The organism is Streptomyces sp. JNUCC 63 (genome assembly GCF_054366325.1).
The window spans coordinates 4,098,686-4,116,609 of record NZ_CM135963.1 but is presented as its reverse complement, the minus strand read 5'-3'; the positions used below and the strand labels follow the sequence as shown (position 1 = coordinate 4,116,609).

Annotated in this window: 20 protein-coding genes and 2 pseudogenes; 11 read left to right on the top strand and 11 right to left on the bottom strand. The window is 68.2% G+C overall.

What is annotated here, in order from left to right:
- Window positions 1-3 precede the first annotated feature (3 nt).
- From ACX25U_RS18905 to ACX25U_RS18895, 3 genes are all read right to left on the bottom strand, one after another.
- Window positions 4-1,359 (bottom strand): FtsK/SpoIIIE domain-containing protein, encoded by a 1,356-nt coding sequence (locus ACX25U_RS18905; RefSeq protein ID WP_454393609.1) that lies wholly within the window; start codon window positions 1,357-1,359, stop codon window positions 4-6.
- 3 nt (window positions 1,360-1,362) lie between these two features.
- Complete coding sequence (locus tag ACX25U_RS18900) at window positions 1,363-1,719, bottom strand: SCO3933 family regulatory protein (protein WP_454393607.1); 357 nt, start codon at window positions 1,717-1,719, stop codon at window positions 1,363-1,365.
- A gap of 139 nt (window positions 1,720-1,858) precedes the next feature.
- Entirely contained in the window at window positions 1,859-2,638 is a 780-nt protein-coding gene (locus ACX25U_RS18895) for a GntR family transcriptional regulator (protein WP_454393605.1), read from the bottom strand.
- Window positions 2,639-2,656: 18 nt separating this feature from the next.
- Between ACX25U_RS18895 and ACX25U_RS18890 the strand changes: the two genes are divergently transcribed.
- Window positions 2,657-3,121, top strand: coding sequence for an NUDIX hydrolase (locus ACX25U_RS18890; RefSeq protein ID WP_454393603.1), 465 nt, complete (start codon window positions 2,657-2,659; stop codon window positions 3,119-3,121).
- 385 nt (window positions 3,122-3,506) lie between these two features.
- Here ACX25U_RS18890 and ACX25U_RS18885 read toward each other — a convergent pair whose 3' ends face one another.
- Entirely contained in the window at window positions 3,507-3,947 is a 441-nt protein-coding gene (locus tag ACX25U_RS18885) for a DUF7144 family membrane protein (protein WP_454393601.1), read from the bottom strand.
- Between the two features lie 416 nt (window positions 3,948-4,363).
- On the opposite strand from ACX25U_RS18885, the gene ACX25U_RS18880 reads away from it, so the two are divergent.
- Both ACX25U_RS18880 and ACX25U_RS18875 read left to right on the top strand, forming a co-directional pair.
- Entirely contained in the window at window positions 4,364-4,717 is a 354-nt protein-coding gene (locus ACX25U_RS18880) for a hypothetical protein (protein WP_454393599.1), read from the top strand.
- A 23-nt stretch (window positions 4,718-4,740) separates the two neighbouring features.
- Window positions 4,741-5,010 carry a three-helix bundle dimerization domain-containing protein gene (locus ACX25U_RS18875; RefSeq protein WP_454393597.1) on the top strand — a complete coding sequence of 90 codons (270 nt, stop codon included), beginning with the start codon at window positions 4,741-4,743 and terminating at the stop codon, window positions 5,008-5,010.
- 279 nt (window positions 5,011-5,289) lie between these two features.
- On the opposite strand, the gene ACX25U_RS18870 is transcribed toward ACX25U_RS18875, so the two are convergent.
- Window positions 5,290-6,174, bottom strand: coding sequence for a CPBP family intramembrane glutamic endopeptidase (locus tag ACX25U_RS18870; RefSeq protein WP_454393595.1), 885 nt, complete (start codon window positions 6,172-6,174; stop codon window positions 5,290-5,292).
- 80 nt (window positions 6,175-6,254) lie between these two features.
- On the opposite strand from ACX25U_RS18870, the pseudogene ACX25U_RS18865 reads away from it, so the two are divergent.
- The 5 genes and pseudogenes from ACX25U_RS18865 to ACX25U_RS18845 form a co-directional block, all read left to right on the top strand.
- Window positions 6,255-6,673, top strand: a pseudogene (locus ACX25U_RS18865) (radical SAM protein); the annotation flags it as partial.
- Window positions 6,674-6,798: 125 nt separating this feature from the next.
- The gene (locus tag ACX25U_RS18860; protein WP_454393593.1) at window positions 6,799-7,998 is read left to right on the top strand and encodes a pyridoxal phosphate-dependent aminotransferase; all 1,200 of its coding nucleotides are present in this window, start codon (window positions 6,799-6,801) and stop codon (window positions 7,996-7,998) included.
- Window positions 7,999-8,225: 227 nt separating this feature from the next.
- The gene (locus tag ACX25U_RS18855; protein WP_454393591.1) at window positions 8,226-8,990 is read left to right on the top strand and encodes a response regulator; all 765 of its coding nucleotides are present in this window, start codon (window positions 8,226-8,228) and stop codon (window positions 8,988-8,990) included.
- A gap of 36 nt (window positions 8,991-9,026) precedes the next feature.
- Window positions 9,027-9,653, top strand: coding sequence for a hypothetical protein (locus ACX25U_RS18850; protein WP_454393589.1), 627 nt, complete (start codon window positions 9,027-9,029; stop codon window positions 9,651-9,653).
- Window positions 9,654-10,622 carry a hypothetical protein gene (locus ACX25U_RS18845; RefSeq protein ID WP_454393587.1) on the top strand — a complete coding sequence of 323 codons (969 nt, stop codon included), beginning with the start codon at window positions 9,654-9,656 and terminating at the stop codon, window positions 10,620-10,622. It begins immediately after the preceding gene.
- A gap of 99 nt (window positions 10,623-10,721) precedes the next feature.
- On the opposite strand, the gene ACX25U_RS18840 is transcribed toward ACX25U_RS18845, so the two are convergent.
- Window positions 10,722-11,072 carry a hypothetical protein gene (locus tag ACX25U_RS18840; RefSeq protein ID WP_454393585.1) on the bottom strand — a complete coding sequence of 117 codons (351 nt, stop codon included), beginning with the start codon at window positions 11,070-11,072 and terminating at the stop codon, window positions 10,722-10,724.
- Window positions 11,069-11,554 (bottom strand): prevent-host-death family protein, encoded by a 486-nt coding sequence (locus ACX25U_RS18835; protein ID WP_454393583.1) that lies wholly within the window; start codon window positions 11,552-11,554, stop codon window positions 11,069-11,071. The genes ACX25U_RS18840 and ACX25U_RS18835 overlap by 4 nt, the downstream gene beginning before the upstream one ends.
- An 81-nt stretch (window positions 11,555-11,635) precedes the next feature.
- Here ACX25U_RS18835 and ACX25U_RS18830 point away from each other — a divergent pair.
- Window positions 11,636-12,073 (top strand): annotated as a pseudogene (locus ACX25U_RS18830) (aminotransferase class I/II-fold pyridoxal phosphate-dependent enzyme); the annotation flags it as partial.
- Window positions 12,074-12,189: 116 nt separating this feature from the next.
- Here the strand turns inward: ACX25U_RS18830 and ACX25U_RS18825 are convergent.
- Both ACX25U_RS18825 and clpB read right to left on the bottom strand, forming a co-directional pair.
- Entirely contained in the window at window positions 12,190-12,720 is a 531-nt protein-coding gene (locus ACX25U_RS18825) for a YbjN domain-containing protein (RefSeq protein ID WP_454393581.1), read from the bottom strand.
- Window positions 12,721-12,913: 193 nt separating this feature from the next.
- Complete coding sequence (gene clpB, locus ACX25U_RS18820) at window positions 12,914-15,520, bottom strand: ATP-dependent chaperone ClpB (RefSeq protein ID WP_454393579.1); 2,607 nt, start codon at window positions 15,518-15,520, stop codon at window positions 12,914-12,916.
- A gap of 174 nt (window positions 15,521-15,694) precedes the next feature.
- Between clpB and ACX25U_RS18815 the strand changes: the two genes are divergently transcribed.
- The gene (locus tag ACX25U_RS18815) at window positions 15,695-16,114 is read left to right on the top strand and encodes a pyridoxamine 5'-phosphate oxidase family protein (protein ID WP_454393577.1); all 420 of its coding nucleotides are present in this window, start codon (window positions 15,695-15,697) and stop codon (window positions 16,112-16,114) included.
- 148 nt (window positions 16,115-16,262) lie between these two features.
- Here ACX25U_RS18815 and ACX25U_RS18810 read toward each other — a convergent pair whose 3' ends face one another.
- Both ACX25U_RS18810 and ACX25U_RS18805 read right to left on the bottom strand, forming a co-directional pair.
- A complete protein-coding gene (locus ACX25U_RS18810; protein ID WP_454393575.1) occupies window positions 16,263-16,598 on the bottom strand; it encodes a hypothetical protein in 336 nt (111 codons plus the stop codon).
- A 4-nt stretch (window positions 16,599-16,602) separates the two neighbouring features.
- Window positions 16,603-16,806: a hypothetical protein gene (locus ACX25U_RS18805; protein WP_454393573.1), complete on the bottom strand. Its 204-nt coding sequence runs from the start codon at window positions 16,804-16,806 to the stop codon at window positions 16,603-16,605.
- A gap of 170 nt (window positions 16,807-16,976) precedes the next feature.
- On the opposite strand from ACX25U_RS18805, the gene ACX25U_RS18800 reads away from it, so the two are divergent.
- The gene (locus ACX25U_RS18800) at window positions 16,977-17,921 is read left to right on the top strand and encodes a helix-turn-helix transcriptional regulator (RefSeq protein ID WP_454394360.1); all 945 of its coding nucleotides are present in this window, start codon (window positions 16,977-16,979) and stop codon (window positions 17,919-17,921) included.
- Window positions 17,922-17,924: the final 3 nt, after the last annotated feature.

The window sequence follows — 17,924 nt, the reverse complement described above, 5'->3', positions numbered from 1 at the left end:
GGGTCAGGCGGTGGCGGGGGCTGTCTTGGACAGCGGCACGCGGGCCGGGGGCAGCGAGGCGACCGCGGGCCGGTAGGCGGCCAGGGCGGGCAGGTCGGGGGTGCGGTCGGCGTGCTTGTTGCAGAGGTTGACGGCCTGGCGCAGCGAGGTGTGCGGGGCGCGGATGCGGTGCCAGCCACCGGAGGAGTCCCCGGCGATGGCCAGCCCGCGCATCTCGGCCGGGATCTGGATGGCGGCCAGCACGGCGTCCGGGGCGATGTCGCCGAAGGCCATATTCGCGGAGGTCTCGTCGTTGACGCGGTGGGCGGTGCGGCCGGTGAGCTGGGCGCGGAGCATGGTGATGCCCTTACCGAGTTCGGAGCCGAAGCGCTGCCCGCAGATCTCCAGGTAGATGCCGGCCGCACGGCCGAGCTGGGCCAGGCGGACCAGGGCGGTGATGATCCGGTCCCGGCGCTTCTCCTCCTCCTTGCCGGCGAACAGCGCGAGTTCGGCGACCTCGTCGACCAGGACCACCACCGGCACCGGCCGCACCTCTGCGGGCAGGTCCCAGATGTCGGCGGCGATCTCCGCGTCCGGCACCGCGACACTGATCCGCTGCTCGGCCCGGATGAGCTGATACACCTCCTCCATGTGGGACACCAGCGCCTCCAGCAGCTCCAGCGCGGTGTCCGGGTTGTCGGCGAGCGCGGAGAACCGGCGCGCCAGCGGGAACAGCTCCACCCCCTGCTTGCAGTCGATGCCCACCAGGGCCACGTGCTGCGGGGCAAGACCGGCCACGAGGTTGCGCTGGTAGACGGACTTGCCGGACTCCGTCGCGCCGAGGGTCAGACCGTGCGGCACGGCGCGGTAGTCGCGGTAGTGGACCGAGCCGTCCGCCCGCAGGGCCACCGGGATGCGCATCGGGCGGGCGTCGGTCTTGGCGGGCATCTGCACCCGCTGGAGCACGTCGTAGCCGGTCATCCGCACCTCGACCACCCCCGAGCGCAGTTCACGGGAGGTGACGCCGTACATACCGAAGGAGTGGCGCAGCCGGTCCGAGGCGGCGGCGACGTCGAAGGCGTCCTGTCCCGGGCGGAGCTTGAGCCGCAGGACCAGGCCGGTGCGGGTGGGCCGCAGCTGCAGGATGCGCGGCGGACGGGACTCCGGCGCCGGGCGGTTGGCCATCCGGGCCAGCGCCAGCCGCCAGCGCGAGGGCGGGACCGTCAGGCCGCAGGCGTCCATGACCGAGCCGTAGCGGACCAGCACCCGCAGGACGGCGAGGGTGACCCCGAAGGTCAGCCAGTACCAGGCGGGACGCCGCCACCGCAGGAAACCCGCAGCGACGACGACCACCAGCAATAAGACCGTCGGCCACGTCATGGCTCAGGCCGCCTTCGGCTTCGCGGCGGTGTCGACCAGCGAGGTCACCGCGACCGCCCGGAAGGCGATCCCGTGCCGCTTCTGGCCGTTGAACTCGTTCTCCCACGGCCGGGCGATCAGGCCGGTCAGGGCGACCGGGGTGCCCATGACCAGGTCACCGGAGATGCCGGGCTCCGGGACGGTCAGGGACAGGATCTCCACCTCGTCGTTCGCCGCGAACATCACGTCGACCGTCATCAGCTTCGCGCCGGTCTCGGCGTCGGTGGCGATCTCGCCGGTACGGCGGTCACGGACCTTGGGCTGCGGGGCCTTGGCGACCATCACGGTCGCGCCGGAGGTGTCGACGGGAATCTGACGCACAACAGATCACTCCTCTACAGAGGCTGGACTCCGCCACTCATGTACATGAGTGACATGAAGAAGAGTGCACCACTCCTATACATGAGCCAACCCGCCGCGGCCGACAAGTCACGGCGGGCTGCGAGAAGTTGAGGGTACGTCAGTCGACAGCGGGGATGCGGTACTCGAAAACGAACTGGTCAGCGGCCATGAGCGTGTCGCAGACCTCCACCACGCGGCCCTCGGTCGTACGGGCCTCACGCACCAGGTGGACCACCGGGGCACCCGGGCTCAGCGCCAGCTCGGACGCCTCCGCCTTGGAGGCCGGACGCGCTTGCAGCGTCTCGACGAACTCCGCGAACTCATGACCGTGGTCCTCGAGTCGGGCATAGATGCCACCGCCGCCGGGGTTCTCGGCGAACAGTTCCGGGATCTCCTTCACCACGTCCCACGGGAGATACGAGGTGGCGGTCTCGACGGGAGTGCCGTTGCGGAAGTAGAGGCGTCGCCGGGCGAGCACCTGAGCGCCGGCCGGAACGCCGAGCCGTTGCGCGGCATCCTCGGGCACGTCCATGGGACCGATGTAGAGGACGCTCACCTTGGCGGTGGCGCCGGACTGCGCGGACTCGGCGAGGTAGGCAGCCTTACCGCCCTGACGATGTGAGCGGCGGAAACGGTCGGAGGAGCGGTGCCGTACCGGCGGCCGGTCCTTCACGATCGAGCCCTTGCCGTGCCGGGTTTCGACGAGCCCGCTTGCCCGCACCTCCACCATGGCCTTACGGATCGTGCCGCCCGACACGCCGTAGCGGTCGACCAACTCCGACTCACTCGGCACCATGTCACCAGGCTTGAGGACACCCGCCCGGATCTGCTCCACGATCTCCTCGGCGATCTGAACGTACCGAGGTACGGACTTCCCACCTCCTGCTGCGGTTCCCATAGTCCTTCTCTGCCTCCTATGCTCCTGTACATGAGTGAATCACAGGAAGCACCCTCCACGCCGCTGCACTCCGTATCCGTAGCCGGAGTAGTGGTGCGAGAAGACGGCCGCCTCCTGGCGATTCGCCGCGCCGACAACGGCACATGGGAGCTCCCCGGCGGCGTACTCGAACTCAATGAGACCCCGGAAGCGGGCGTCGTCCGCGAGGTTCTGGAGGAGACCGGCATCCACGTCGAGGTGGACGAACTCACCGGCGTCTACAAGAACACCACCCGAGGCATCGTGGCCCTGGTCTTCCGCTGCAAGCCCTCCGGCGGCACCGAACGCACGTCGAGCGAGTCGACGGCCGTCGACTGGCTCACGCCTGACGAAGTCAGCGAGCGCATGTCCGAGGTCTACGCGGTCCGACTCCTGGACGCCTTGGACGGCAACGGACCCCATGTACGGAGCCACGACGGCAAGCGGCTCATCCCAGTGGGATAAGACTTTCCCTACTTCATCAAGCACCCGTCGTCGCTTCGCTCCTCCGGGCGGGAGCGGGCGGCCGGCGGCGCCCGCGCTCATGTCTCCGCCCCGCTCGGCACCGCCGGCCGCCCGCTCCCGCCCAAGAGGCAGGCACACAGTGCATGAGGTCAAAACACGTCGTGGCTGGGGCGGTCGGCTCCACGGCTTTAGGCAGCCACTTTGGGGCGAGCCTCGAAGATCATGACCCCAACGTCGTGCTTAACGGGCAGGTCCACAGACTGCCCGACGCGCCGGAAGCTTACGGGGCCATGATCACTCGCCCCAAAGCAGCTCCAGCCCAAAGCCGCTCCACCGACCGCAGGCGTATCAGGCACCGCCGCACGGTCGGCCCGCATCATCATGCCTATTGTTCGGCGTCAGCCTCTCTGTGCATACCCGTGCACAGAGCCCAGACAATGAAGATGTTGACGGCGACCAGAGTCAGGGCCCAGAGGGGGTAGTACGGCACCCACAGGAAGTTGGCAATCGCACCAAGCCCTGCCACGAATACGCCGAAGAAGCGTGCCCACAGCGCTCCGCTGAGCACGGCACACCCGGCAATGACAATGGCAATGCCCAGGACGAAGTGCACCCAGCCCCAGCCCGCCAGACTGAACTCGAACACGTAGTGGCGCGTCGCAATGAACAGATCATCCTTGGCGATGGCGGCGATTCCTTCGAAGATCGCCATCGCACCACCGAAGATCATCAGTGCTGCTGCGAGGACGGTTGTACCCGACACGGCTGCATGCCACGGCCGTGGGTTCGCATTGGCCGTTCTGGGTGGGACGGCGTCACGGGCCATGTCGGACTCCTTGGGTGGCAGGGCCATGCGTCTACCGAACGCTCGGAGCGGCGCGACCTCTCCCAGCGTGGCACGACCGCGCTCCACCGGCATCCTGAGCTGTGACGTCAGAGCCCATCCTCCAGGTCGAGCCTCGGGCCGTCTCGGGGCCGTACGAGGGTGCACAACGGCGACCAACGCTGACAACCGTTGACGGCCCAGCCGCAGGTCACAGCGTTGATCGCGCGCAACGCCCCAGGCCAGTGGGGCGCCCGCCCATTTCTTCGGCTACTGATCGCGCTCGATGGAGCTTGACTCGCCCATCGAGGCTCCACCGACCTCAAGGGCCTCACTCCTGCGGCCTAGATATCCGATCTATGGCGATGGATGGCATTTAGCCTCTTTCATGTACATCAACGCAGCGGTGAGGAGAGTTCATGACCACCACCAAGGCGGCGCCGACTACCGCCGGCACCGCAACCGGCTCGCAGACGACCTCGGGCGCATCCATGCAACACCAGGCGCGCCGCGTGGCCCACATCGCGATGACTCCCGTCAACGTGGCTCGCCAGGTGCTGCCCGCCAAGGGCGGAGCTCCCCTCTACCTCGGGCTTGCGGCCCTGGCTACCGTGGGCGTCCTGGAGTGGCCCGTCGCCGTCGCCGGAGGCCTCGGATATGCCGGATATGCCATGCTGCGCAGCGGCAGGGCTCAGCCGCCGGAGGTCCAGCCCCGCAGGAGCAACCAGGCGGAGCCCGCGCCCACCGGGAAGGAATCCACTGCGCAGGAGTAGCCCCTGAAGGCGGGCGCCACGATATGGCGAGCGGTGCGCACTCAGGACGGCGGGCGCCGAATGACCGGTCAGGGGAACATGCCGCCATCCAGCAGGTAATTGCTCGGCTGGAGGCCGCCTATGCGGACCGGCACTCAAAGGAGCGGATCAGAGCGGAAGTGACCGCCGCACACCACCGCTTCCGCAATGCACGCGTGCGTAACTATGTTCCAATTCTCGTCGAGCGCGCGGCGCGCGCCGCCCTCGACAACCCGGAGGCCCGAGGTCGCGACTCCCCCGCAGGCGACGAGTAGCGCCATCGAGCCAGCCAGCGCAGCAGCGTATGAACTCATGATCGCCCCTCCCGTTTCGGAGGGAGATCCTGGCACGCCGTATACGCAGCCGCTAAAGGCCAATGCCGTGTAGTTAGGCGTGGGGTGAGTGTGTCAAGACGCCTGAACAGGGAGCAGTAGTCAAGACTTGTGGATGAGAATTTTGTTCGGAGGCGGAGGGTGTGGGATTCGAACACGCGAGGACGTTGCTGCCCTGCCTGTTTCCAAGTCCACCGCCGGGATGTCTCGCACCAGGCAGGGTCACGCGCGGCGTCCGGGAGGCGTCAGGAACAACTCCCGATCGCGCCACACCACGATGACGGACAGCACCAGAAGCAGGACGGTCTGGATCACCTTGGTGTCCGGGTGCGTGAGGAACATCTCGTTGCCGAAGTTGGCGGCGAGGTGGAAGACGATCGCGACGAGGACGCTGCGGCCGGCGCGGTAGTAGAGCCAGTTCATCAGGATGACGAACGGTATCAGCGAAACACCGTAGTTGAGGCTGTGGATCAGGCCCTCCTCGACGACCTCCGCCTGGTAGTTGCCCTTGATGAAGCCGAGCGGCACGTGCCACAGCACCCAGACGACACCGAACAGCAACGACGTCCACAGGACGTTCATCCGGGACGCGAGCGCATCCGTGCCGTAGGTTTTCCAGGCGACCTCCTCCAGGACGGGGGCCAGAACGAGCGTGATCCACGCCGGCAGCAGGCCCGCCGCGAACGTGAAGCCGTTGCGAAGCTCGAACTGCGAGACGTCGTAGCCGAACGGGATGGTGATCGCGGTAGCGACGAGCAGGGCGCCGGGGAGCAGGCCGACGGCCGCCAGCCAGACCCAGGCGCGAGTGCCGCGCGGCGCGACCAGGCGAGCGAGGACGTCGCGGGTGAGCCCGTCCCTGCGGATGAACCAGATCGCCACGACGATCGGGGCGGCGAGACCGGCCAGGCCGAGGCCGGTCATAACGGCGGTAGTGCCCTGGCTGGGATCGGGCTGGTGCGACAGCCAGGCGGCGGTGAACCACAGCGCCCACGGGATGGCGGTGGCAAGGACATAGAAGGCGAGGGGATGGCGGTAACGGCTGACGCTCTTTAGCTCCAGCGCACGACGCGCACTATCAGGCCGGGTGGATTGTGCCGTGTAGATCATGACCGCATCCTTTCTCTGCTGCAGAGCAATCGCCACGGCTTGCAGGGTTAGTTCCGGGACGCGTCAGGGTCGCCTCAGGGTCCTTTACCGCCAAGGAAGCCGTCAGCCTTCTCGCCTTGATGCGGGACGAGTACGGCACGGGGGCCGTGACCCTGCTCGGCGGGAGCCGTTCGTCCACCGGGACCTCGCGCGGGTCGTCCGCCATGCCAAGGAGGAGCTGGGCCAGCGCGTGGAGATCTGCACCAACGGGTACCGGATCGAGCACCGCCTGACCGAGATCGCTCCGCACCTGGACCTGCTCAGGGTCTCGCTGGAGGGTGTCGGATCGACCAATGACGGCATCCGCAGGCAGGGCAGTTACCACAGCGCCCTCAACTCGCTCAGTCTGGCGCGGAACCTCGGCGTTCCAACGGGCGCGACCATGACCGTCACCTCGCGGAACATCGAGGGGCGCACCGCAACACCCCCGCTCGGGCCGTCTCCGGGCCGTGCGGGGGTGCTCGACGATGACAGATGACGACAGTCGACGACGGCTCTTCCCCTGCTCAGAGACGGTGCTTCGGGTACCGGCGCAGGTGCCGATCGGTGAAGCAGAGTTGAGGAAGTCCAGAGCTTCGGCGCAGGATGACCGCCATGACCTCCAGCGCACGCCCGCTCCTCAACCGCCGGCTCGCCGAGTTCGGGACGACGATCTTCGCCGAGATGTCCGCCCTGGCCGTGTCGACCGGGTCGATCAACCTGGGGCAGGGCTTCCCCGACACCGACGGCCCCGAGGAGATCCGCGAGGCGGCCGTGCGCGCGCTGCGCGACGGTCGCGGCAACCAGTACCCGCCCGGCCCGGGCGTCCCCGAGCTGCGCACCGCCGTCGCCGCGCACCAGCTGCGGCGCTACGGGCTGTCCTACGACCCGGACACGGAGGTGCTGGTCACGGCCGGCGCCACGGAGGCGATCGCGGCCGCGCTGCTGGCTCTCGTCGAACCGGGCGACGAGGTGATCGCCCTGGAGCCGTACTACGACTCCTACGCGGCCTGCATCGCGATGGCGGGCGGCACGCGCGTACCGGTGACACTGCGCCCGCACCTCGAGGAGGGTGCCGCGTTCCGCCTGGACCTCGACGAGCTGCGCGCGGCGGTGACCGACCGGACCCGGCTGCTGCTGATCAACACCCCGCACAACCCGACCGGTACGGTCCTCACCCGCGAGGAGCTGACCGCGATCGCCGAGCTGGCCGTCGAGCGGGACCTGCTGGTGGTCACCGACGAGGTCTACGAGCACCTGGTCTTCGACGACGCCGAGCACATCCCCCTCGCCACGCTCCCGGGGATGCGCGAGCGCACGGTGACGATCGGCTCGGCCGGCAAGACGTTCTCGTTCACCGGCTGGAAGGTCGGCTGGATCACCGCGGCGCCCGGCCTGGTGACGGCGGTGCGCTCGGCCAAGCAGTTCCTGACGTACGTGGCCTCGGGCCCCTTCCAGTACGCGGTCGCCGAGGCGCTGGCACTGCCGGAGTCGTACTTCACCGCCTTCCGCGAGGACATGCGGGCCCGCCGTGAGGTGCTGGCGGCGGGCCTGGCCGAGGCGGGCTTCGGGGTGTTCCGGCCGGCGGGCACGTACTTCATCACCACCGACATCCGCCCCCTGGGGGAAACGGACGGCTTCGCCTTCTGCCGCTCCCTGCCGGAACGCGTGGGCGTGGTCGCCATCCCGAACGCCGTCTTCTACGACCACCGCGCCGAGGGAGCCCCCTTCGTCCGCTTCGCCTTCTGCAAACAGCCGGCGGTGCTCCAGGAGGCGGCCAAGCGCCTGAAGACCCTGGCCGGCTGACCACCCGAGATGTCCGCCGACGACGTGACGACCGCGATCACGGAGCGCAGGCCGGGGACGACCGCTGCCGGCAAGACGTCCGGACCGAAGCCGCGGAGCGCCAGCGGATGTTCTTGAGTTGCCGGAAGGCAGGAAGCAGAACAGTGCGCTGCTACAGACGGCTACGCTCTGACAACAGCCCTTGACTAATTTGGCGGGAGACCGCCGTTGACACCAGGGAAGCAGAAGTGACGAGCCCTTTAGCAGACTTCAGCAAGGCCGCCCAGGGTCTGTCCCGCAATCCGCTGGGCATCATCGCGCTGTTCATCGTCCTGGTCTACGGATTCGCTGCCCTGGTCACAGGGTTCGCCGACTCGCTCTCCACGACCGAGAAGACCCCGCTCATCTACTTCTTGGTGATCTTTCCGGTCCTCGTGCTGGGGATCTTTGCATGGCTGGTGAGCATGCACAGCACGAAGCTGTTCGGACCCGGTGATTTCAAGAGCGAGGAGAACTTCGTCAAGCTGATGTCCGCCACGGCGTCACTGACACTTGCTTCCGTCAAGATGGAAGACCCGACAACGTCGGCGCCGGACATCCAGGGAATCGTCAGGTCCGTGCAGGACGCGCTACCGGCACGAGGCGTCGCAGCGGCGCGCCCCCACGTGCTGTGGGTCGACGACCGTCCCGAGAACAACGTCAACGAGCGGCGCGCCTTCGAAGCGGTCGGCCTGCAGATCTCGCTGGCACTTTCGACGGACGAGGCTCTCGCGAGAACAGAGAGTCAGAGTTTCGCACTGATCATCTCGGACATGGGCCGCAGAGAGGGTCCGCGGGAAGGCTACGTCCTGCTGGAGAAGCTGCGCGAGCGCGGCAACACCGTCCCCTTCCTGATCTACGCGAGCGCGGACTCGCAGGAGCTCAGGGCGGAGGCACGGCGCCGAGGTGCGCAGGGATCCACCAACAGCGCCCAGGTTCTGTTCCAGACGGCCATGCGCATCCTTCTCGGCTGAGTACGCGGCGCGAATGCGCCGAGGATCGGAGCAGCAGTGATCGTTCAGTGGTGCTTCAAGGGTATGTCGCTGGGAGGCGACTCGGAGGCGAAGAACGTCATTGACGACCGCACCGGGATCATCTGCAACTGGTGGCGGAAGGTGCATACCATCAGCCCGGAAGCGACACGTGAGAAGTTGACCGATGACAACATCGACATGCACGTCAATCACTTCACCGATCCTGACCCCGCCACCGGAAGGCCCTTCAACGAACAGACCCCGTTCATCTCGCTCACGGCGGGCTCGATCGAGCGCGCCACCTTCGCGAAGACGAACTTCGCACACACCGCCCGGCGGACCGCCCTGTGGTTCGCGACCGAGTTCGGCCAACGCGAGACCGCGTATCTCTTCCGCTGCTGGGTTCTCGTAGGCCCACGCCCCGCGGTCGAGGTCGAGGGAGTCGCCGAAGAAGTGCGCGATCTGAACACCTATCGCCGGTACTCGGCCTACCAGCCGGAAGGCGAGATCGTCGCCAAGATCATAATCCCGGACAACCACATCCACAGCTGTGAGAAGTGGCTCTGGAACCGCCGACGGCTGACCTTCTCGCGGGCATGGACCCACTCCAACCCTCGGTTCACCTTTCCTGACAAACTCAGCAACGTTCGCGAGTTGATCTGAGTGAACGAGCGCGCTTTGCGTCTGCTGCAGATCGATCCCGATCAGGCCCGTCGCACGGCCGACTTCTTCGAGTCCTACGCAAACACGGTTTCGCGAGGTCTGTACGGTCCTCCGCAAGGAGACGGTCCCGACACCGGCGCCTCGGTGTCCGACGTTCCCGGCTGGGAAGTGAGAGTGGACACGTCCACCTCTTTGCGGCTCGCCGGCCAGTGGGCCATGCTGTTCGACACTGAGCGGGCCAGGCGACTGCTGTCCGCGGCGGGTGGGATCCTGCACGATCTCGGCCACGGGTTCGGCACGTACCTCCTGGTTGCCTACGCCGCCGAGCCCCCGAACCTGTCGCAAGTGGCCTCGCGGATCGAGATGATGACCGGTCGGCACAGACCGGACGGCGAGGTGCGGGGGGACGGCCCGTTGCCGGAGCCCCTGTCGCACCCGCAGCAGCAGGCGTATCTGCTTGTCGCCGCCGCTGGGATGGTCCGAAATTCGGAAGCCGGCCACGCCGCGCCAGGCAAAACAGACGTTGAACTGGACGAATACGCCGCACGGTATGTTCGCATCGAACGGCACCTGCAACTACTGCTCTCCCGGTCGCCTCATCGACGTGGTGTGGCCACCGTCGGCGCGCTGGGTACTCCCATCCGCGTGTACTGGGACATCGCCTCCCGCTTGCTCCGCTCCGGGCCGGGCGCGACGGACTCCGTCATCGGTCATCTCCGCACGATGGCGCAGCGGTACAGCACGGCGGTCGACCTGGCGATGGCGAACAAGCGGCTATGGTTCAACGGTGCCGCGCCCGTGGACGTGTGCGACGTGGACATCACAGCTCTGGCCTTGATCGCCGCGAGGGCACTTGGCGTCGACCATTTCCGATCGGCGCTCCGTTCAGCTCTCGCCGAGACCACCGGGCTGGAGTCGGTTCCGCTCGGCATCGCGGACGCGATGCTGCCGGATACGGACCGGGGTTGAGCACGGTGGGGCTTTGCAGCACAGAGCGCGTCGTCGGTGGGCGTCGGGCAGGGCCGCCCGGCATCACTCCGCCTTCCGACAAGCGCGAAGCACTGGAGGCTATTCGGTGTCCTTCGGGTGTCGCGGAGATGCGTAAACGAGGATCACAGTCGAGGTTTCCGGGCTGACCAGGTAGCGGACCCGGCCGCCGCTGGTGATCTCGTACTCCCACTGCTCCAACTCGGAGCCCTTCCACTCCCTGGTGGCGTGCCTGCCGCGGAGCTGGTGCTGGCGATTCCAGTTGGCCCGCGACAACGGGTCTGCACGAAGGGCTTCCAGGCAGCGATGCGCGTTCGGCAGCGCCACCCGGCACAGCTCCTCCCAGCCTGTCGCGGCCTCCGTCGTTCCATAAATAACGTTCCAGCCGCTCAGCGGAGGGACGCTGACCCGATCGCCTTTCTTCGGGCTCACTCGTGCACCTCGACCGGGCCGAGGTCGACGTCATCGAGCGGACGGAGCGCTTCCCTGAGCTGGTCGGGATCCGCGTTGATGCGGGCGGTTGCCCGCCACGAGACGATCGCTCGATGCACAGCCTCCCTGGCGCCCAGCTCTGCGGCGTCGGACAGCGCCTCCAGGAGCTCGACGGTGAATTCCCGGACCTCTTCGTCGTCCAGGTGACGCACCCACGGGAACACCTCGGGCAGCGCGAGCAGAAGCGACCTGGCGCCGCCGTCCTGCTTCATCAAGGCAAGGAACAGTCGGGACGCGGTGGTCAGGTTTTCCTCGGTGCGCTCTGCGTGTATGGCCGTGGTCAGCACCATGTCGGGCGCGTCTCGGTGCGTGACACGCAGGCGTCCCAGGGCTGCGGCCCTCGCGGCGACCGCCTTCGGGTTCCGGGACAGATCGGTGAACGAGACGGATTCCGATTCGAATACCGAATGCGCGATGCTCATACTCAGACTGTACTCTGACTACACTCTGATTTCCAGGACGATACGGCAGCCGACCAGGAAGAACAGGTGTGCGAACGAGGTGTCGGCTGGATCACCGCGGCGCCCGGCCTGGTGACGGCGGTGCGCTCGGCCAAGCAGTTCCTGACGTACGTGGCCTCGGGCCCCTTCCAGTACGCGGTCGCCGAGGCGCTGGCACTGCCGGAGTCGTACTTCACCGCCTTCCGCGAGGACATGCGGGCCCGCCGTGAGGTGCTGGCGGCGGGCCTGGCCGAGGCGGGCTTCGGGGTGTTCCGGCCGGCGGGCACGTACTTCATCACCACCGACATCCGCCCCCTGGGGGAAACGGACGGCTTCGCCTTCTGCCGCTCCCTGCCGGAACGCGTGGGCGTGGTCGCCATCCCGAACGCCGTCTTCTACGACCACCGCGCCGAGGGAGCCCCCTTCGTCCGCTTCGCCTTCTGCAAACAGCCGGCGGTGCTCCAGGAGGCGGCCAAGCGCCTGAAAACCCTGGCCGGCTGACCGGTCACGGGTCGCGTACGGCGAGAGCCCGGTCTGTGCTCCGGCCGGGCTCTCGTCGGCCTACGGGACGTATCCGCTCGTGAGCGGGCGGACACCGCCGTAGAACTGCCGTGGGACTACTCCTCGTCGTCCTCGGGCTTCTCCGCGTTGTCGATCTCCTGTTCGAGGCCGAGCTGCTCGGCGAGCCAGCGGTCGAACTCGATGGCGGCCCGTACCCAGCTGACCGTCGAGGAGACGAAGTGCTCGAGGCTCACGCCCATGCCGATCAGCATCTGGGCCTCGCCGATCAGGCGGACGGTGCCGTCGTCGTGGGTGTGGGTGTAAACCTTGGGCCAAAGGGTCCTACGGTTCCAGTCGTCGATGGACTCGAGCAGCTGGGGCTTCTCGTCGATCTTGTGGGGCCGGTCGTAGAACGTCCGCACCGAGAAGACCTGCTGCTCGTCCTCGCCGCGGAACATGAAGTACGTACGGAACTGCTCCCACGGCGCCGCGAGGTCGCCCTCGTCGTCGACGACGTACTTGAGCTCCATCTGGTCCAGGAGCTGCTTCACGAGGTCCTGATCCGGGACGACGGGGCCCGCCGGTCCTTGGGGCTGCGGCTCGGGCTGGCCCCCGAAGTTCGGAATCGAGGACGGGTCGATGCTCACCGTGTTTTTCCCTTCGTACGGATCCCGCCATCCTCCCCCATCCGGGGAGGGTGGTGGCAAGCCCCGGCAGCCCCTGTCAGCCCTCGGCTGACAGGATCCGGTCACCCGGGCAGCCGTGCTCCCGAGTACCCGCACCCCTCGGCCCCCTCCCACGCTCACCGGGGAAGGGGGCCGAGGGGGATCGTAGGCGCCGTTACAGGGTCTTCCCGGTGGCCGGGCCCACCAGCAGGCCCTCGCCGAAGCGGTCGACGCGGACCGTGTCGCCGTCCTTGATCTCGCCGGCCAGGATCTCCTTGGCGAGGCGGTCGCCGATGGCGGTCTGGACCAGGCGGCGCAGCGGGCGGGCGCCGTAGGCCGGGTCCATGCCCTCGTCGGCGAGCCAGGCCAGGGCGTCGGGGGTGACGTCCAGGGTGAGGCGACGTTCCGCCAGGCGCCTGGCGAGGCGGTCGATGGCGAGCTTCGCGATCCGGCCCAGCTCGTCCTTGGTCAGGGCGGAGAAGACCACCAGGTCGTCCAGGCGGTTGAGGAACTCCGGCTTGAAGGAGGCGCGGACCGTCTCCAGCACCTGTTCCTTCTTCTCCTCCTCGCTGGTCAGCGGGTCGACCAGGTACTGGCTGCCCAGGTTGGAGGTCAGCACCAGGATGGTGTTGCGGAAGTCGACCGTACGGCCCTGGCCGTCCGTCAGGCGGCCGTCGTCCAGCACCTGCAGGAGGATGTCGAAGACCTCCGGGTGGGCCTTCTCCACCTCGTCGAGGAGGACCACGCTGTACGGGCGGCGGCGGACCGCCTCCGTGAGCTGGCCGCCCTCCTCATAACCGACGTAGCCGGGCGGGGCGCCGACCAGCCGGGCCACGCTGTGCTTCTCGCCGTACTCCGACATGTCGATGCGGACCATGGCCCGCTCGTCGTCGAAGAGGAAGTCGGCGAGTGCCTTGGCGAGTTCGGTCTTGCCGACGCCGGTCGGGCCGAGGAAGAGGAACGAGCCCGTCGGCCGGTCGGGGTCCGAGATGCCCGCGCGGCTGCGGCGTACGGCGTCGGAGACGGCCCGTACGGCCTCCGTCTGGCCGATCAGCCGCTTGCCGATCTCGTCCTCCATGCGCAGCAGCTTCTGCGTCTCGCCCTCGAGGAGGCGGCCGGCCGGGATGCCGGTCCAGGAGGCGACCACGTCGGCGATGTCGTCCGGGCCGACCTCCTCCTTGACCATGGTGTCCCCGGCGGCCTCCTCCTCGGCCTGCGAGGCGGCCTCCAGCTCCTTCTCCAGGCTGGGGATCTCTCCGTACAGCAGCTTGGAGGCGCTGTCGAAGTCGCCGTCGCGCTGGGCGCGTTCGGCCTGGCCGCGCAGGTCGTCCAGCCGTTCCTTCAGCTCACCGACCCGGTTGAGGGACTGCTTCTCCTTCTCCCAGCGGGCGGTCAGGCCGCGCAGCTCCTCCTCCTTGTCGGCGAGGTCGCGGCGCAGCTTCTCCAGCCGCTCGCGCGAGGCCGCGTCGGTCTCCTTGTCGAGCGCCAGCTCCTCCATCCGCAACCGGTCGACGGCACGCTGGAGTTCGTCGATCTCGACGGGCGAGGAGTCGATCTCCATACGCAGCCGGGAGGCGGCCTCGTCGACGAGGTCGATCGCCTTGTCGGGCAGGAAGCGGGAGGTGATGTACCGGTCGGACAGGGTCGCGGCGGCCACCAGCGCGCTGTCCGCGATCTGCACCTTGTGGTGGGCCTCGTAGCGGCCCTTGAGCCCGCGCAGGATCGCGATGGAGTCCTCGACGGTCGGCTCGGCGACCAGCACCTGCTGGAAGCGCCGCTCGAGGGCCGGGTCCTTCTCGATCCGCTCCCGGTACTCGTCCAGCGTCGTGGCACCGACCATGCGCAGCTCGCCGCGGGCCAGCATCGGCTTGAGCATGTTGCCGGCGTCCATCGCGGAGTCGCCCCCGGCGCCCGTGCCGACGACGGTGTGCAGCTCGTCGATGAAGGTGATGATCTGCCCGTCGGAGTCCTTGATCTCGGCGAGGACGGTCTTCAGCCGCTCCTCGAACTCGCCGCGGTACTTCGCGCCCGCCACCATCGCCCCGAGGTCCAGGGCGACCAGCCGCTTGTCCTTCAGGGACTCGGGCACGTCGCCCTTGACGATCCGCTGGGCGAGCCCCTCGACGACGGCGGTCTTGCCGACGCCGGGCTCACCGATGAGGACCGGGTTGTTCTTCGTACGGCGCGACAGCACCTGCACGACACGGCGGATCTCGTGGTCCCGGCCGATGACCGGGTCCAGCCTGCCCTCGCGCGCCGACGCGGTCAGGTCCGTGCCGAACTTCTCCAGGGCCTTGTACTGGCCCTCCGGGTCGGGTGTGGTCACCCGGCGCCCTCCCCTCACCTTCTGAAAAGCGTCCTGCAGCTTCTGCGCACCGGCCCCCTGCCCGGTCAGCACCTCGCCGGCCGCGCCGCCCTTCGCGGCGATACCGATGAGCAGGTGCTCGGTGGACAGGTAATCGTCCCCGAGGTCCTGCGCCCGGCTCTGCGCGTCCGCGATCACGGCCAGCAGCTCGCGGTTCGGCTGCGGGGGTGCGACGGTGGACCCGGCCACGCTGGGCAGGGACGCGAGCACGCGCTCGGCGCCGGAGCGGACGGCTGCCTGGTCGGCGTCGACGGCCGCCAGCAGGTCGATGATGTTCTCGTTTTCTTGACGGCCTCGCCCCTCGAGCAGCGCGAGGAGCAGGTGGGCGGGGGTGAGGTCGGGGTGCCCCTCCCGCACGGCCCGGTTGCCGGCCGCGTTGATGGCGTCCCGGCTCCTGTTGGTCAGCTCGGCGTCCACGGTCGCTTCTCTCCTCCTTGGCCCCTTGGCGTCAGCGCTCAGCCACGTCTCCCAGTGCTGACTCAGTCAACCTACACAAACTTGAGTCTATTCCACTCAAGGTTTCTTCGGGAGCTCCGCCGCGGCCCGGGTCGCGAGGGCCCGGGCGGGCGGGGCGGGCTAGGTTTCGGGTTCATGGCCACCACCACGTATTCCCTGGACCCGGGCGCCCCCGACACGCCGTATCTCGGCTTCTGGCGGGAGCGGCACCTGTGCACGCTGACCACCCTCCGCCTCGACGGCACCCCGCACGTCGTTCCCGTCGGAGTGACATACGACCCGCGGGCGCGGCTGGCCCGGGTGATCACGAACAAGTCGAGCGCGAAGGTGGCCCATGTGCTGGCGGCCGGCCCGCAGGGCGCCCCGGTGGCGGTGTGCCAGGTGGACGGGCGGCGGTGGGCGACGCTGGAGGGACGCGCGTTCGTCCGGGCGGAGCCGGACCGGATCGCGGAGGCGGAGCGGCGCTACGCCGAGCGCTACGAGCGGACACCGGCACCGAACCCGTCCCGCGTGGTGATCGAGATCGAGCTGACCCGGGCGCTGGGGCGCGGCTGAGCGCGGACGGCCGTTTCCGGCCAGTGATCGAATGCGCCGATACCCGGAGATTTCCGGGAAAACTGCAGCGGCGTCACCGTGTTCAGGTCACGGTGACGCCGCTGCGGGGGGAAGCACCTGAGCGATCTGTTACGACGGGGGAATCGCGTCAGGCACTGCGGGGGGTGGCGGAGATGGTCCTGAGGTCTGCGGGCTCCGGCGCCACCTGCCGGTGGTCCCGCTGGTCCAGGTTCACGAAGATCATTCCATAGCGGACGGCACACCGTACGGGCTGCGGCGCCCCCCGTGGCCGCCGCAGACACCGGTACGCCCGTACGTCTCCGTCGTCGTCCCGCGTGACGACGACCGGCTCACCGAAGACGGTCACCATCAGCGAGTCACCGCTGTGGGGGATGGCGGTGACCAGGTCGATGAAGTGCCAGCCGGAACGGTAGGCGGTGGCCATTTCACGACGGAAGGAGCGGTCGTCCGGAGGAGTTGTCATCAGTTCAGCCCCATGTGCTGTCGTCTGCACCCGCGGGAGACGCCGGTGCCGCACCGACGGAATCCTTGGCACCGCCAGGTGCAACCACTCCCCATGTGCTGTCCGCCCGGACATCGTCCTTCGCGCCGGACAGGCCAACCAGTGCGGTGATGGCCATGACGGCGGAGAAGGCGGCGACAAGCACCGAGCGAAGCATTCTCTTGCTCATAGTCGGCTTCGTCCTCACGTGAAGGTCCCCTCTTCCCCCGTCGAACAAGACGATGGCTCATTCAGGCACGTCATGGCCACCCAAACGGTGCATCATGTTCCTGCATGTTCAGGACCCTGGGGGGTGGAGATTTCTTGACTAATCGGACGAAGGCGCCGCATCCCCACGCGATGAGCGAGCTGTGCGAGGCGGGCAGCCGTCTGTACGCGAAGGCGCTCCGCACGGGACGCATCGCCCGTGCGGACGCGGACCCCGCGCCTTGCCTGATGGAGTTCGCCCTTCTCCATCCCGATCCGGACGATCCGAACTGGCTGCGCCCTGTACCGCCTTCGGTCGCCCTGGCCCACCGGCTCAACCCCATCGAGCGGGAGATCGCCGAGCGCAGACGGCTGTCCGTGCGGCTGGCGGAGACACTCGAGCCGTTCATGGCGCTCAGCGCCCAGGTCACGACGGGGACGCACTCCATCTCGGTGCTGGAAGGCCTGGACCGGATCAACGCGGCGCTGGACCTGGCCACGGCCGAGTGCCAGTCGGAGATGCTCACCGTGCAGCCGAGCAGCCGCCGCCTCGAACACATCGTCGTGCAGGGGCTGGAACGGGACCGGCCGCTGATCGAGCGCGGCGTGCGCATCCGGACGCTGTACCAGCACACCGCCCGCTACAGCCCCGAGACGCTCGGCTACGTGGCCCAGTTCTCCGAAGGCAAGGTGGAGTACCGCACCATCGACGAGTTGGTGGAGCGTCTCGTCATCTGCGACGAGACCGTCGCGTTCATCCCCACGCGTGATGATCGCCAAGTCGCCCTGGAGCTGCGCCATCCGGGTCTCGTCCGCTACCTGATCAAGGTCTTCGAGTTCATGTGGACCCGCGCGGTGCCGTTGAGCACCAAAGCCCCCTATGAGACCGCCTCCGACGGCATCACGGAGATCCAGCACTCCATCGCCAAACTCCTCGTCGAGGGCCACGTCGACGAGGCCATCGCGCGCCGGCTCGGCATGAACGTCCGCACCTGCCGGGCCCACATCGCCAAACTGGCCTCCGCGCTGGGCAGCGGAAGCCGGGCCCAACTCGGCTACCTCATCGCGCAGTCCGGCATCCTGAAGCAGGAGTCCTGAAGC